The organism is Amycolatopsis acidiphila, assembly GCF_021391495.1.
GTDB lineage: Bacteria > Actinomycetota > Actinomycetes > Mycobacteriales > Pseudonocardiaceae > Amycolatopsis_E > Amycolatopsis_E acidiphila.
Genome location: NZ_CP090063.1, coordinates 5,089,953 through 5,103,598, shown reverse-complemented (window position 1 = coordinate 5,103,598; position 13,646 = coordinate 5,089,953). Strand labels below are relative to the sequence as shown.

The following is a 13,646-nucleotide window of genomic DNA, read 5'->3' as shown; positions in this document are numbered from 1 at the left end:
CGGAGGACTCCAGGAGCAAGCCAGCACTGTGAACCAGATCCACCTGCCCACCGAAGAGTCCTTCGGCAAAGACCACGGCGAGCGCCCCACCCATGCGGTCACGGAGTTCTCCGGTTCCGCCTTCTCGCCGATCCTTGTGATCGTTTCCGTCCGGCCCGCCGCCCCTGAGCTCGTCGTGCCCCCCGTGGCGTCGGACAGCCAGCTTCCGATGCCCCGTCCGCACCCTTGCACAGGCGCGCGATGGGTTGTACGGTCACCAATGTAACGCTTTACAGAAATCCTTTACATTGGAGGTCGGAGTGGCCGAGGTGGACTACGTCAACGAGGACGCCGACGAGGAGCGCAAGCACAACATCCTGGCGCTGTCCTTCGCCGAGGTCGCCGAACGGCTCGCGGAAGGGGACCAGGACACGGTCCTCGTCGCGCTCGGCAGCACCGAGAAGCACGGCGCGCACATCCCGCTGGGCACGGACAGCTACGTGACGATGGAGGTCGTCAAGCGCGCCGCCAAGGCCGCCGACGTGCTCTACTCCCCGCTGGTCCCGTTCGGGTACTCGCCACACCACATGGGCAGGCACCTCGAGGGCGCGGGCACGATCACGCTGCGCGCCGAGACCTATCGTCGGATCATGAGCGACATCGCGCGCAGCCTCATCTTCCACGGCTTCAAACGGGTCATCTTCGTCAGCCATCACGGCTCGAACACGAAGCCGATCGACGAGGTCATGCGACAGTTGCGCTATGACACCGGTGCGTTCATCTCCTACTACAAGACGCCGACCGAGCGGGACGCGTCGGTGATCCAGGACCTGTTCGAGAACCCGCCGGAGGAGACGCCGGGCTGGCACTCCAGCGAGCTGGAGACGTCCGCGCTCATGGCGACGTCGGAAGGGCTGGTGAACATGAAGCGGGCGGTCGAGGACCGGGCGCACGCGCCGGCCTACATGACCGACGAGTTCTCCAAGATCGACGGCACGTCGACGGTGAAGTTCAAGGGGTCGGAGAACATCTGGGTGCCGATGGAGCACCACGAGTACTGCGACACGGCGGTGATCGGCAACCCCTTCCGGTCCAACCGGGAGAAGGGGCTGCAGATGCTGGACCGGATGTCGGAGCACCTCGCGTCGTTCGTGCAGGAGGTTCGCAAGTTCGACGTCGAGGTCACCTACAGCGACTACCCCGGGCGCGCCTGAGGACGGAGGACGTGGTCGTGGACAACGGGGTGGATCCCGGAGTACTGCAGGCATTGCGTGACGAGCTGGCTGCGGTGTCCCGGCGTGGCTACGAGAAGGGACTGGTGCCCGGGGTCAGTGGCAACAACAGCGTACGGGTGCCCGGCACCGACCTGATGCTGATCAAGGTGACCAGCTGTTGCCAGGGTGACATGACCGCGGCCGACACCGTGCTGATGAGACTGTCGGGCGAGGTGCTGGACGTGGGCCGCAAGCCGTCCAAGGAATGGCTGTGGCACGCCGGGATCTACCAGTGCCGCGCGGAGGTAGGCGCCGTCGTCCATCTGCACCCGCCGTACGCGGTCGCCTTCGCGGTGGCCAACGAGGTGCCGGCGCTCGTGCACGCCGCCGCCCGCGGGCACCTTCGCGCGCTCGACAGCGTCGACCTGCTGCCGGCGGGCTCCCAGGAACTCGCGGACGCGGTGCTGGAGAAGTTCTCCGGCACCGGGATCCGCGGGCTGATCATGCGGGAGCACGGAACCGTCACCGTCGGGCCCGACCTGCGCACGGCGTACTACCGCACGGAGTACCTCGAGGACAACGCCAAGGTGGCGTTGCTGGCCGCGCAGATCACCGGCGGGGTTCCCGCGGGCCTGGCGCTGGCGCACGACGGCGACCCGCTCGCGGAGGTCAGGTGATGGACCCCGTCATCGCGATCGTGTCCACAGTGGATACGAAGCGGGAGGAGACCGAGTTCCTGGTCTCCGAGGTGCGGCGCTGGGGCTGCGAACCCAAGGTCGTCGACGTCGGCCTGCGCAGCGGCCCGCGGGAGGAGGCGTTGTCCGACGTGCCGGCGTCGGTCGTCGCCTCCGCCGCGGGGGAGCGGCTCGCCGACCTTCGCGAGCACGCGCGCCGTGACCACGCGATGGCGGCGATGGCCACCGGGGCGGGCACGATCCTGAGCCTGTGGCACCACCAGGACAGGCTGCACGGCGTGCTCGGGGTCGGCGGCAACCAGGGCACCGCCGTGACAGGGGCGGCGATGCGGTCGCTGCCGTTCGGCCTGCCGAAGCACGTCGTGTCCACTGTGGCGTCCGGCAACCTGCGTGGCTTCATCGGCGATGCCGACATCACGGTCTCGTTCTCGGTCGGCGACCTGCTGGGCGGGCCCAACCAGATCACCGGAACCGTGCTGCGGCAGGCGGCGGCCGCGGTGGTGGGGATGGCACGCGCCGGCAGCTACGAGGCGCCGCGGGGCAAGCGGGTCGTCGCGGTGACGGCGTTCGGCAACACGCACGCAGCGGTGACGACCGCCATCGAGCGCCTGCGGGCGAGCGGGCTCGAGGTGGTGCCCTTCCACGCCTCGGGCGCGTCCGGCTCGGCGATGGAACGGCTGATCCGCGAGGGGCTGTTCGACGGTGTCCTCGACATCACGACCCACGAGGTGCTCGCGGAGCTGTACCCCGACGACATCTACACGCCCGTGCGCGAGGGCAGGCTCACGGCTGCGGGAGAGCGTGGCATCCCGCAGGTCGTGCTGCCCGGCGGGCTCGAGTACCACTGTTTCGCCGCGGCGGAGACCATCCCGGAGCCGTTGCGCGAGCGGGCCATCCACTACCACAACCCGAACAACACCAACGTGCGCGCGAGCGCGGAGGAACTCGTCCACGTCGCACGCACCATGGCGAAACGGCTCGGTGCCGCGACGGGACCGGTGACCGTCGTGCTCCCCGAGCTGGGCTGGTCGCAGGTCGGCTCCCCGGGCGGGCCCCTGCACGACCCGGCGGCGAACGCGGCGTTCGTCGACGAGTTCGTCGCGCTCGCGCCGGAGAACGTCCGCATCGAACGCCGCGCGCTCACGATCAACGATCCCGAGCTGGGCACACTGGCGGCCGAGGAGTTGATCCGCCTGCTCGCCCGGCAGTAGTCCGACACCCTCAACCGAGAGAGGTTCAACGATGAGCCAATCGGCAGTCACGTCCGCTCCCGCGCCTTCCGGCGGCATCCCGGACCGGATGCGGGCCGCGGTCCTGTTCGGACCCGGCGACCTCCGCGTGGTCGAGCGCGACGTCCCGTCGTACGGGCCCGACGAGGTCCTGGTGCGCGTGGCCATGTGTGGCGCGTGCGGTACGGACCTGAAGATCCTCGACGGGCACTTCCCGCAGACCCCGCCGTTCGGCGAGTACACGCCCGGCCACGAGTGGACGGGCACGATCGTCGCCGTCGGGTCCAATGTGGACGAGTTCGCGCCCGGCGACAAGGTCTGCATCGAAGCGCACCGCGGCTGCGGCCGGTGCGCCAACTGCGTGACCGGCAAGTACACCGCGTGCCTCAACTACGGCGACACCGGCAAGGGGCACCGGGCCACCGGCATGACGACCGACGGTGGCTTCGCCGAGTACGCCGTGCACCACGTCAGCGCGCTCTACCGGCTGCCCGAGCACCTCTCGCCCGAAGACGCCGTGCTGATCACGACCGCCGGCACCGGGCTCTACGGGCTGGACACCGCGCAGGGCTACATCGTCGGCCAGACCGTCGTCGTGTTCGGGCCAGGGGCGGTCGGCTTGATGACCGCGCAGGTGTGCAAGGTGATGGGCGCGGCGAAGGTCATCCTGGTGGGCACCCGCCAGTCCCGGCTCGATCTGGGCCTGCGGCTGGGCGTCGACCAGGTGGTCAACGCCCAGGAGACCGACCCGGTGGAGCGCGTCCTCGAGCTCACCGGTGGCGTGGGCCCGGACCTGACGATCGAGGCCTCGGGGGGACCGTCCACACCGCAGCAGGCCGTCGAGGTCACCAAGCGCGGCGGGAAGATCCTCTTCGTCGCGTTCTACCCGGGCAAGGTCGAGTTCGACCTGAGCGCCGCGATCCGCAAGGACATCACGATGTACACCTCACGCGGTGAGGGCGGCAACAACGTGGAGCGCGCGGTGGCGCTCGCGGCCAGCGGGGCGTTGCGCGGCAAGGAACTCGTCACCCACCACTTTCCGCTCGAGCAGATCGGCGAGGCGTTCCGGGTGATCAGGGAGAGGGAAGGGGACCCGCTGAAGGTGGTCATCGTGCCATGACTCCTCGGGCCGGCCGGGGGCCACAGGTCTATCCGAGGAGCATGTCATGCACCATCAGCTCATCACTCCCGTAGGCAGGTCGCTGGCGTGGTCGGCACTGACCGCCTCGCTGCCGCTGGTACTCCTGCTCGTCCTGCTCGGCGTCGTCCGGATGCGGGCGCACTGGGCCGCGCTGATCAGCGTGCTCGCCGCGCTCGCCGTGGCCGTGCTGGTGTACCGGCTGCCGCCGGTGACCGCGCTGAGCACGACCGTCGAAGGAGCGGCCGCCGGGTTGTTCCCCATCGTCTGGATCGTGCTGAACGCGGTCTGGGTGAACCGGCTCGTCCAGGTCTCCGGGTACCTGGACCGGGTGCGCGAGACGTTCCTGGTGCTCTCCGACGACGTTCGGGTGCAGGCGCTGGTCGTCGCGTTCTGCTTCGGGTCGTTGCTGGAGGCCATGGCGGGCTTCGGCGCGCCGATCGCAGTCGTCGCGGCCTTGTTGCTGGCGATGGGCTACTCGCCGGTCCGTGCGGCGACCGTGGCGTTGTTCGCCGACGCGGCGGGCACCGCGTTCGGCTCGGTGGGCAACCCGATCCTGACGCTGAGCAAGACCACGGGGCTCGCCGCGGAACCGCTGGGCGACATGGTCGGCAGGCAGTCGGCGATGGTCGCGTTCTTCGTGCCGTTCGTACTCCTGCTCGTGCTCGGCGGCTGGCGCTGCCTGCGTGAGCTGTGGCCGCTCGCGCTGGCGCTCGCGGCCGGGTTCAGTGTCGGGCAGTTCGTCGTCTCGAACTACGTCGCGTTCCAGCTGGCCGACCTCGGCGGCGCGGTGCTCGCCGCGCTGGCGGGTGTCGCGGTGCTGCGGCTGCGCCGCACGCGGCCGGTCGCCGCGGAGGCCCCCGGGGCCGCGCGCAGCCCCACGGCGATGCGGTCGCGGCCGCTCACGCTCTGGCCGACGGTGCGGGCGTTCGTCCCGTACGCCGTGCTCACGGCGTTGCTCGCGCTGGTGTCGATCGACGGGCCGGTCAGCCGGGCGGTGGGCGGGTTGTCGGTGAGCTTCGTCTGGCCGGGCACGAAAGTGGTCCGCCCCAACGGGTCGCCGGTGTCGCTGCGGACCTTCACCATCGACTTCGTCAGCGCGACCGGCACGGTTTTGCTCGTCACCGGCCTCATCGCGATGCTCGTCCTGCGGATCCGCTGGCGCACCGGACTGAGAGAGTACAAGGCTTCCGCGGTGCAGATCCGCTTCGCCGCCGCGACCGTGATGTGCGTGCTCGCGTTCGCCTACCTGCTCAACTACTCGGGCCAGGCGGCGACGATCGGCGCGTTCTTCGCGGGCGCGGGGAGTGCCTTCGTGCTGCTGTCGCCGGTGCTCGGCTGGCTGGGTGTCGCGGCGACCGGGTCCGACACCTCGGCCAACGCCCTGTTCGGCGCGGTGCAGGTGGCGTCGGCACAGCACATCGGCGTCAGCGCCTACCTGCTCGCGGGCGCCAACAGCGCGGCGGGCTCGCTCGGCAAGCTGATCAGTCCGCAGAACCTCGCGATGGCGGCGGCCGCGGTCGGTCTGTCCGGGCACGAGGGCGTGCTGTTCCGCCGGACGTTCTGGTGGAGTCTGCTGTACCTGGCGCTGTTCATCGTGATCATTTACCTGATGGCGAAGGGACCGCTGTCGGGAATCGTGATCTGAAATGCGGCTGGCCTACTACGCCGACGACTTCACCGGCGCGACGGACGTGCTCGAGCGGTACACGCTCGCCGGCGTCTCCGCCGCGGTGTTCCTGTCCCCACCGGAACCGGCGGAGCTCGCCGCGTATCCGGGCCTGGAGTGCGTCGGCATCGCGGGCAGCGGCCGGATCGTCGGCATCCAGGAGCTCGAGCGGGAGTGGCTCGCCGCGCTCTCGGCACTGACCGGGCTCGGTGCGGCGCTCGTGCAGTACAAGGTGTGCTCGACCTTCGACTCCTCGGCCCGGGTCGGCAACATCGGGCACGCGCTGGCCGTCGGGTCGCGGGCGCTGGCCCAGGACGTCGTTCCCGTCCTGGGCGGGTGCCCGCACCTCGGCCGCTACTGCTGTTTCGGCAACCTCTTCGCGACCTACGGTCTCGACGGGCGGACCTACCGGCTGGACCGTCACCCCAGCATGTCCCGGCATCCGACGACGCCCGCACGGGAAGCCGACCTGGTGCGGATGCTCGCGTCCCAGACGAGCCTGCCGGTGCGGAGCCTGCCGCTGCCGCAGCTGGAAGACCTCGATGCCACGCTGGCCACCGCAGAGCCGGGTCTGCTGGTGGTGGACGCGCTCACCGACGAGCACGTCGGGGCGTTCGGCCGGTCGGTGCTCGGCAGAGCGCAGACGCCCTACCTGGTGGCCGGCCCGTCGAGCGTCGCGGTCGGCGTCGCCGGGCTGCTCGGCCGCACCCCGCTCCCGGCGTCCACAGTGGACCCGGAACCGGCGACGGTCGTGCTGTCGGGCAGCCGCTCGCCGGTGACGGCAGAGCAGCTCTCCCACGCCGAATCGGCGGGTTTCGCGGTGTTCCGGACCTCGGCGACGGGCCAGGCGGTGCGGGCCTTGCGCGACGGGGTGCCCGTGATCGTGCGCGCACCGAACGATCAGGGGCACGGTTCGGGTGCGCGGATCCGGCGAGCGCTCGCCGCCGCGGCACGGCGGATCCACCGGGACGGCTTCGCGCGGCGCTTCGTCGTCTGTGGCGGCGACACCTCGACCAGTGTCGCACGTGCCCTCGGCGTGCGATCGGTGTCGATGCTCGCGCGGCTCGCCGACGCCGTACCGCTGTGCACGGCCCGGCTCGACGACGGCTCCACGATCGAGATCGCCTTCAAGGGCGGTCAGATGGGTGCCCCGGATCTCCTGGTCGACGCCGCCGGAAGCGCTACGCCGGCGGCGGCGCGGAGCTGTCCCGGATGACCACCTCGGTGGGCAGCACAACCCGCTTGCCCCCGTCGCTGTCCGGCTCGCCGCGGAGCGCGCTGAGCAGCAGCTCGGCCGCGGTGGTGCCGATGCGGTAGGTCGGCACCGAGACCGTCGTCAACTTCGGCCGGACGTAGGACGCGAACGACACGTCGTCGAATCCCGTGACCGATACCTTCTGGGGCACGGAAATGCCCCGATCATGCAGTGCCGCGAGAGCGCCGACCGCCATCCGGTCGTTGAGCGTCACGATGCCCGTCGGGGGAACGTCCATCGTGGACAGTTCGCCCGCCGCGCGATAGCCGGAGTCCTCGTCCAGCTCGCCTCGCCTGATCAGCTCGTCGAGCTGCGGAAGCCCGTGTGCGCGCAACGCGCTGCGGTAACCCTCCAGGCGATCGCGCATGGTGCGGGAGTCGCCGGGACCGGCGATGAGCGCGATCCGCCGGTGGCCGAGCCCGGCGAGGTGCGCGGTGATCGCCGCCCCGGCGGCGACGTTGTCGAGCTGCACCGACGGGCACGCCACGTCGTGCCTGCCCACGACGACCACTTTCGTGTGGTACCGCGTGAAGACGTCCACGTCGAGCGGGGTGTCCGCCGCACCGCCGGCGATGAGCACACCGTCGACCCGGCTCGACACCAACGTCTCGAGGTACTTGTCCAGGCGGTCGGGTTCACGGTCGGTGTTGCACAGCACCATGCGGTAGCCGGCCTCGGAGGCGACGTCCTCGATGCCGCGCACGACGCCGGTGTAGAACGGGTTGGCGATGTCGGGCACGATGACGCCGATGACCGAGGTACGTTGCTGCAGCAGCGCCCGTGCGAGGTCGTTCGGACGGTAGCCCAGGGCCGCGCTGGTCTCCAGCACGTGCTGCCGGGTCTCGGGACGAATCTGGAAACTGGCCGAGTCGGCGCTCAGCGCGCGGGAGACCGTGGCCACGGAGACCCCGGCGGCCTCTGCGACATCCCTGATACTGACCGTCCGCTGGCCCTGACGTCTCCGCGATCGTTCTGCCACCAACCCAGCGTAAAGGATTACAGGAACGGCCGGCCGCTTCGGTCACGAGGCTCGGATTCCCGGCACGGGGTCACCGGCGATCCGGCTGCCGATCACGAATGCCGCGCTCCTTGTCATCCCGTGACCTGGATGATCGTCTTGCCGGGGGCGCGCCGGCGGCGGGCGAACGCGTCGGCGGTCTCGGAGAGCGGTCGCACGGGGCCGGCGATCGGCTTGAGTCGTCCGTCCCGCAGGCGCTGGGCGAGGTCGGCGAGCCGGGCGCGGTCGGGTTCGACGACGAAGAAGATGGCCCGGCCGTCGTGGGGCTGGAGGGTGGGTGGCGCGGCGATGGTGACGAGGGTGCCGCCGGGGCGTACGAGCGCAGTGGACTGCTGGAGGACGTCGCCGCCGATGACGTCCAACACCACGTCGACCTCGCCGACGCTCGCCAGGTCGTCGGTGCCCAGGTCGAGGAAGGCCCGCGCGCCGAGGCCGAGTACGACGTCGCGGTCGTCGGCCCGGCCGGTGCCGATCACGTGGGCGCCTGCCTCGCGGGCGAGTTGGACGGCGATGGAGCCGACGCCGCCCGCGGCGCCGTGGACGAGCACGGTCTGGCCCGTGGTGAGGCGCGCGTGGTCGAACAGTCCCTGCCATGCGGTCAGTCCGGAGATGGGCAGCGCGGCGGCCACGGTGTGCTCGATGTCGGCCGCGAGCGGGGCCAGGTTGCGAGCCTCCACCGCGGTGTACTCGGCCAGGGAGCCGTTGCGGGTCCAGTCGGTCAGGCCGAACACCCGCTGGCCGACGGTGAGGCCGGTGGTTCCGTAGCCCAGCTCGACGACGACTCCGGACAGTTCGTGCCCGGGGACGCTGGGCGTCCGGTCGCGGCCCGCGCGGTCGGTCCACGTTCCCGGCCAGTCGAGCTCTCCGGGGGTGAAGCCCGCGGCGTGCACCCGCACGATGACGTCGTTCTCGGCGGCGTGGGGGTAAGGCAGGTCGGTGAGGGTGAGTCCGCCGACGCCCGCGTCGCGGTCTCGCACGGTGATGGCTCGCATGCTCGGGTCCTTCCAAGACGTTCGGGCGGATGCAGGTGGTTCGGGCTCAGTGCGGGGTCCGCTCGGGGCGAACGGTCTCGAGGTTCGCGGGTACCACGTCGCCGGGGCGCAGACGGGCGCGTGGTCGACCCGCGTGGACGGCGGCACCCAAGGACAGCACGCCGACGAACGCGATGTACAGGTAAGCCGTGGATCCCAGGCCCCACGAACGCGCCAGCAGGCCGGCGGCGAGGGACGGGAGGCTCAGTGCCGCATAGCTGATCACGTAGGCGGCGGAGAACACCTCCGACCGCGCCGTCGCGGTGGTGGCGGCGCTGATGCCACGGAGGGTTCCGTTGAACGTCAGGCCGACGCCCAGCCCGGCGATGACCGAGCCGGCGACGAAGAACATCGCGGACGTCAGCGCCAGGGCCGCGGCCAGTCCGGCGGACCCGGCGGTCAGCAGGACCGCTCCCAGCGAGGTGGCTCCTCGTGCCGTGTGCCGGACGGCCCAGGTCCCGGCCCGCGCTGTTGGCGAGGAACAGCACCGCGATGGCGAGGCCGCCCGCGGCGCCGAACCGCACGTGCAGGACGTCGGTCACCAGCGACGGGGTCAGCGCGAGGAACAGTCCGGTCATGGACCACCCGGCGACGACGGCGGGGACCGAGGCGAGGAACTCCGGCCGGGTCTCCCGGGGCACGCGGGCTCGCGGTCGCAGCGAGACCAGCGCACCGGCTCGCCGGGTGTGCGTCTCGGGGATCGTGAGCACCACCACGGCCAGGCCCGCGAACGCCGGCGTCAGGGCGGGGAAGACGACCGCGTCGGGATGGGCGGTCACCTGGACGAGCAGCCCCACGACCCCCGCCCCGGTCGCCATGCCGACGCTCGTGCCCACCGCGGTCATCGTGGGCCCGAGATGCGGGCGTCGCGCAGGCGAGAACTCGACCAGCCCGGCAGCGAGTGCGCCCGTGGCCGTTCCCGTGGCGACGCCCTGCACCACGCGGGCGATCACGAGCGACCAGGTCCCGTCGGCGGCCCAGGTGGTCACTCAGGGACCCGACCGTCAGCAGAGCGCCGAGCAGGCCGGCGACGTAGCCGGCGAAGATCACCGTGAGCATCGTGACCGAGAAGCCCCACCGCTGCTGGTACAACGGGTAGATCGGCGACGGGGCGCTCGCGGTGGCCATCATCAGCACGTTGGCGGCGACCAGCACGGCGAAGGAGGCACCTCGTCCGAGACGGCCGCCGTTCCCGCGACGGCTCGCACCGTTCATAGCGTTGCCTTCTGGGTGTCTTGATCAGCTGGGCCAGGGGGAGCCGACGATGCGCTCCACCGTGGTCGTGCGGTGGAAGCCGGGGATGAAATGCTCGAGCACGTCGGAGTTCACGGTGCCGTTCGTGGTTTCGGGGCGGTTCTTGTTCCCCGCCACGTAGGCTCGCAGGAACTCGTTCTTGAAGTCCCCGCGCGGGTGCGCGGCGAGGATCTCCTCGACCTGGTCGTGCTCGAACCGGTCCAGGCCGAGGCCGATGACTTCGGTCAGCACGCCGAGGTGCGTGCTGGCGATCTCCGGGCCCATCCGGCCGGGAATGCCCGGCGTGGTGTGCAGCGCGATCGCCGTCCACACGGTTTCCGCGGCGGCGGCCGAGAAACCGCGCTCGAGCAGGAACTTGCGGGCGTGGTCGGCGCCATCGACCTCGAACCGCTGTTCGACGTCGGAAAAGGGCGTCAGCAGACCGGCGTCGTGGAACATGGCGGCCAGGTACAGCAGTTCCGGGTCCGGTTTCACGCCGAGCTGGTGCGCGTGCATTCGGCTGAAGAAGAAAACCCGCCGGGAGTGGTGGTAGATGAGGGGACTGGTCGTCTCCTGGATGAGCCGCGTCGCTTCGGCGACCGCCGCTGTCTCGGGAACGTCCAACCCCGCGATGACCTCTGACATGACCTTTGCGCTTTCCTGGAGCAGTGTGTGGATGGTCCGGCTTCCATGCTGCCGACCAGTCGGCGTACGGCGCCGCCCCCTTCGGGCCAGGAACCACTCAGATCCGGACACGGCAGGACCGCGGCCGTGAGCCACGTTTCGGCTCGGTGACGGCCATGGGGCAGGGGAGCGGTGTGCTACCAATGGCCTGTGCCCCCGTCTTCCGCGCTGCCGACGACCCGTCGTCCGGCGTCGCCCGGGGCAGCCGGGCACCCGGTCCCGCACCGCGTCGAGATCCTGGTCTACGACGGAGTGACCCTGCTGGACGTCGCCGGTCCCGCCGAGGTGTTGAAGGAGGCGAACCGGTTCGGCGCCGACTACCGGATCGTGCTGGTGTCACCGACCGGTGCGGACGTCACGTCGAACCTCGGCATCCGGATCGCGGTCGACGCCGCCGTGTCGGGCGAGTCGGCCCCCGCCACGTTCCTGGTGGCCGGTGCGGACCGCTACCCGCGCGCCCGCGTCCCCCAGGAGCTGGCGGACGCCGCGCGGATACCGGCGGCGGTGGCCGGCCGGGTCGCGTCGATCTGCACGGGAGCGTTCGTCCTCGCCGCCGCCGGCCTCCTCGAGGGCAAGCGCGCGACCACGCACTGGCAGGTCACCCACGAACTCGCCGTCCGGTGCCCGACGTGCCGCGTCGAACCCGATGCGATCTACGTCCGCAACGGCACCACCTACACCTCCGCCGGGGTGACGGCGGGCATCGATCTGGCTCTCGCCCTCGTCGAAGAGGACCACGGACCGGACGTGGCTCGGGACGTCGCGCGCGCTCTCGTGGTCTACATGCAGCGTGCGGGCGGACAGTCGCAGTTCTCGGCTCCGCTGCAAGGGCCGCCGCCGCGTTCGCCCGCCCTCCGCACCATCACCGACCGGGTGACGGCGAACCCCGGCGGGGACCACTCGCTCGGTGCGCTCGCGAAACACCTCAACGTGAGCACCCGGCAGCTCACCCGGCTCTTCCGCGACGAACTGTCCACGACACCGGCGCGGTACGTGGAGAACATCCGGTTCGACCTGGCCAGGGCCCTGCTCGACCAAGGGCACACCGCGACGCAAGCCGCCACGCTCGCCGGGTTCCCCAGTTACGAAAGCATGCGCCGCGTCTTCGCCAGGAAGCTTTCTCTCAGCCCCGCTGCCTACCAGCGACGGTTCCGCAACGCACGCCGCGCCGGCGCGGGTTAGCTCGCTCCCGAGAGCCGGTGTCCCCGGCACTTCCGATCGGCCGGCAGACGCCAGTCGCCCGAGCCCTCGCGCTCGTCCGCGCCCGGTGAGGCACGGGTCGTCCTCAGGCGGCACGAGCACCCTGGCGGTCGGGCGGGGTGGTCCGCATGAGCTGGGTGAGGAACTCGGTGTTGGTACGCGTTTTGCGGAGGCCGTCGAGGAGCAGGTCGATGCCCTGCCGGCTGTCCCGGTTGCCCTCCAGCGCCCGGCGCAGCGCGCGGGTGGCCGCCAGTTCCCCGGGGGGCAGCAGGAGTTCTTCCTTGCGGGTGCCCGACTGTCCAATGTCGACCGCAGGATAGACGCGCCTGCCCGCGATCGCGCGGTCCAGCCTGAGCTCGGCATTGCCGGTTGCCTTGTATTCCTCGAAGATCAGCGTGTCGCCGGCCGAGCCCGTTTCCACCAGCGCCGTGGCGAAAATGGTGAGTGAGCCGCCGTTGTCGATATTGCGAGCCGCGCCGAGGAACCTTTTCGGTGCCACGAGGGCGCCCGAGTCGACGCCGCCGGTCAGGATCCGTCCCGATGCCGGTGCGGCCAAGTTGTAGGCGCGGCCGAGGCGGGTCAGCGAGTCGAGCAGTACCACCACGTCCTGGCCCTGCTCGACCAGGCGCTTGGCGCGTTCGATGGCCAGTTCGGCGAGTGCGATGTGTTCGCGGGGCGGGCGGTCGAAGGTCGCGGCGATCACCTCGGCGGGCACGGCGCGTGCCAGGTCGGTGACTTCCTCCGGGCGTTCGCCGACCAGGACGAGCATGAGGTGGCATTCCGGGTGGTTCCTGGCGATCCCCTGGGCGATCGCCTGGAGCACGGAGGTCTTGCCGGCCTTCGGCGGCGCGACGATCAGGGCGCGCTGTCCCTTGCCGACCGGCATCAGGAGATCGGTGACCCGCGTGGTGAGGACGCGCGGTTCGGTCTCCAGCCGCAGGCGTTCGTTCGGATACAGCGGGACCAGTTCGGAGAACACGGCGCGGGACCTGATGTGGCGCGGGTGTTTCCCGTTGACGGTGTCCACTCCGGAGAGAGAGTCACTCTTGCCGGTGGTCCGGGACGTGCCGGTGACGGAATCGCCGCGGCGCAGCCCGTGTTCGCGGAGCAGCCCTGGCGGGACAAGGACGTCGCACGGCCCGGGCAGGTAGCCATCGGTGCGCACGAAGGCGCGGTTGCCCACCACGTCGACAATCCCGGCGACGTGTTGCGTGCGGTCCTCCTCTCGCAGCTCGTGGGCGGTGCCTGGTTCGGTAGGCCGGCTGGGAAAATGGTTGTCGTACATAGGGATTCTTCCTGAG

Annotated in this window: 11 protein-coding genes and 1 pseudogene; 7 read left to right on the top strand and 5 right to left on the bottom strand. The window is 70.8% G+C overall.

Annotated features, from left to right (window positions below):
* Positions 1–299 precede the first annotated feature (299 nt).
* Genes LWP59_RS24940 through LWP59_RS24915 form a run of 6 tightly spaced genes read left to right on the top strand, consistent with a single transcriptional unit; the run spans position 300 to position 7,140 of the window.
* Positions 300–1,193, top strand: coding sequence for a creatininase family protein (locus LWP59_RS24940; RefSeq protein ID WP_186383062.1), 894 nt, complete (start codon positions 300–302; stop codon positions 1,191–1,193).
* 17 nt (positions 1,194–1,210) lie between these two features.
* Positions 1,211–1,870 (top strand): class II aldolase/adducin family protein, encoded by a 660-nt coding sequence (locus tag LWP59_RS24935; protein ID WP_186383063.1) that lies wholly within the window; start codon positions 1,211–1,213, stop codon positions 1,868–1,870.
* The gene (locus tag LWP59_RS24930) at positions 1,870–3,099 is read left to right on the top strand and encodes a Tm-1-like ATP-binding domain-containing protein (protein WP_144634049.1); all 1,230 of its coding nucleotides are present in this window, start codon (positions 1,870–1,872) and stop codon (positions 3,097–3,099) included. The genes LWP59_RS24935 and LWP59_RS24930 overlap by 1 nt, the downstream gene beginning before the upstream one ends.
* Positions 3,100–3,130: 31 nt before the next feature.
* Positions 3,131–4,237, top strand: a complete 1,107-nt coding sequence (locus LWP59_RS24925) for a zinc-dependent alcohol dehydrogenase (RefSeq protein ID WP_144634052.1) — start codon at positions 3,131–3,133, stop codon at positions 4,235–4,237.
* A 46-nt stretch (positions 4,238–4,283) separates the two neighbouring features.
* A complete protein-coding gene (locus LWP59_RS24920) occupies positions 4,284–5,903 on the top strand; it encodes an L-lactate permease (protein ID WP_144634055.1) in 1,620 nt (539 codons plus the stop codon).
* Position 5,904: 1 nt separating this feature from the next.
* Positions 5,905–7,140: a four-carbon acid sugar kinase family protein gene (locus LWP59_RS24915; RefSeq protein WP_144634058.1), complete on the top strand. Its 1,236-nt coding sequence runs from the start codon at positions 5,905–5,907 to the stop codon at positions 7,138–7,140.
* On the opposite strand, the gene LWP59_RS24910 is transcribed toward LWP59_RS24915, so the two are convergent.
* The 4 genes from LWP59_RS24910 to LWP59_RS24895 form a co-directional block, all read right to left on the bottom strand.
* Positions 7,106–8,158, bottom strand: a complete 1,053-nt coding sequence (locus tag LWP59_RS24910) for a LacI family DNA-binding transcriptional regulator (protein ID WP_144634061.1) — start codon at positions 8,156–8,158, stop codon at positions 7,106–7,108. The two genes, LWP59_RS24915 and LWP59_RS24910, sit on opposite strands and share 35 nt — an antisense overlap.
* Positions 8,159–8,271: 113 nt before the next feature.
* Complete coding sequence (locus LWP59_RS24905) at positions 8,272–9,189, bottom strand: NADP-dependent oxidoreductase (RefSeq protein WP_144634064.1); 918 nt, start codon at positions 9,187–9,189, stop codon at positions 8,272–8,274.
* 46 nt (positions 9,190–9,235) lie between these two features.
* Positions 9,236–9,580 carry a hypothetical protein gene (locus LWP59_RS24900; RefSeq protein ID WP_144634067.1) on the bottom strand — a complete coding sequence of 115 codons (345 nt, stop codon included), beginning with the start codon at positions 9,578–9,580 and terminating at the stop codon, positions 9,236–9,238.
* 887 nt (positions 9,581–10,467) lie between these two features.
* Complete coding sequence (locus LWP59_RS24895) at positions 10,468–11,106, bottom strand: HD domain-containing protein (protein ID WP_144634070.1); 639 nt, start codon at positions 11,104–11,106, stop codon at positions 10,468–10,470.
* 189 nt (positions 11,107–11,295) lie between these two features.
* On the opposite strand from LWP59_RS24895, the gene LWP59_RS24890 reads away from it, so the two are divergent.
* On the top strand, positions 11,296–12,327 hold the full coding sequence (locus LWP59_RS24890) for a GlxA family transcriptional regulator (protein WP_308431760.1): 1,032 nt from the start codon (positions 11,296–11,298) through the stop codon (positions 12,325–12,327).
* 103 nt (positions 12,328–12,430) lie between these two features.
* On the opposite strand, the pseudogene LWP59_RS24885 reads toward LWP59_RS24890, so the two are convergent.
* Positions 12,431–13,591, bottom strand: a pseudogene (locus LWP59_RS24885) (transcription termination factor Rho, short form); the annotation flags it as partial.
* Positions 13,592–13,646: the final 55 nt, after the last annotated feature.

Coding starts and splice junctions, on each gene's coding strand:
- LWP59_RS24905 (WP_144634064.1), bottom strand. CDS start 9,189: ATGCGAGCCATCACCGTGCGAGACCGCGACGCGGGCGTCGGCGGACTC.
- LWP59_RS24895 (WP_144634070.1), bottom strand. CDS start 11,106: ATGTCAGAGGTCATCGCGGGGTTGGACGTTCCCGAGACAGCGGCGGTC.
- LWP59_RS24915 (WP_144634058.1), top strand. CDS start 5,905: ATGCGGCTGGCCTACTACGCCGACGACTTCACCGGCGCGACGGACGTG.
- LWP59_RS24930 (WP_144634049.1), top strand. CDS start 1,870: ATGGACCCCGTCATCGCGATCGTGTCCACAGTGGATACGAAGCGGGAG.
- LWP59_RS24925 (WP_144634052.1), top strand. CDS start 3,131: ATGAGCCAATCGGCAGTCACGTCCGCTCCCGCGCCTTCCGGCGGCATC.
- LWP59_RS24900 (WP_144634067.1), bottom strand. CDS start 9,580: ATGTTCTTCGTCGCCGGCTCGGTCATCGCCGGGCTGGGCGTCGGCCTG.
- LWP59_RS24920 (WP_144634055.1), top strand. CDS start 4,284: ATGCACCATCAGCTCATCACTCCCGTAGGCAGGTCGCTGGCGTGGTCG.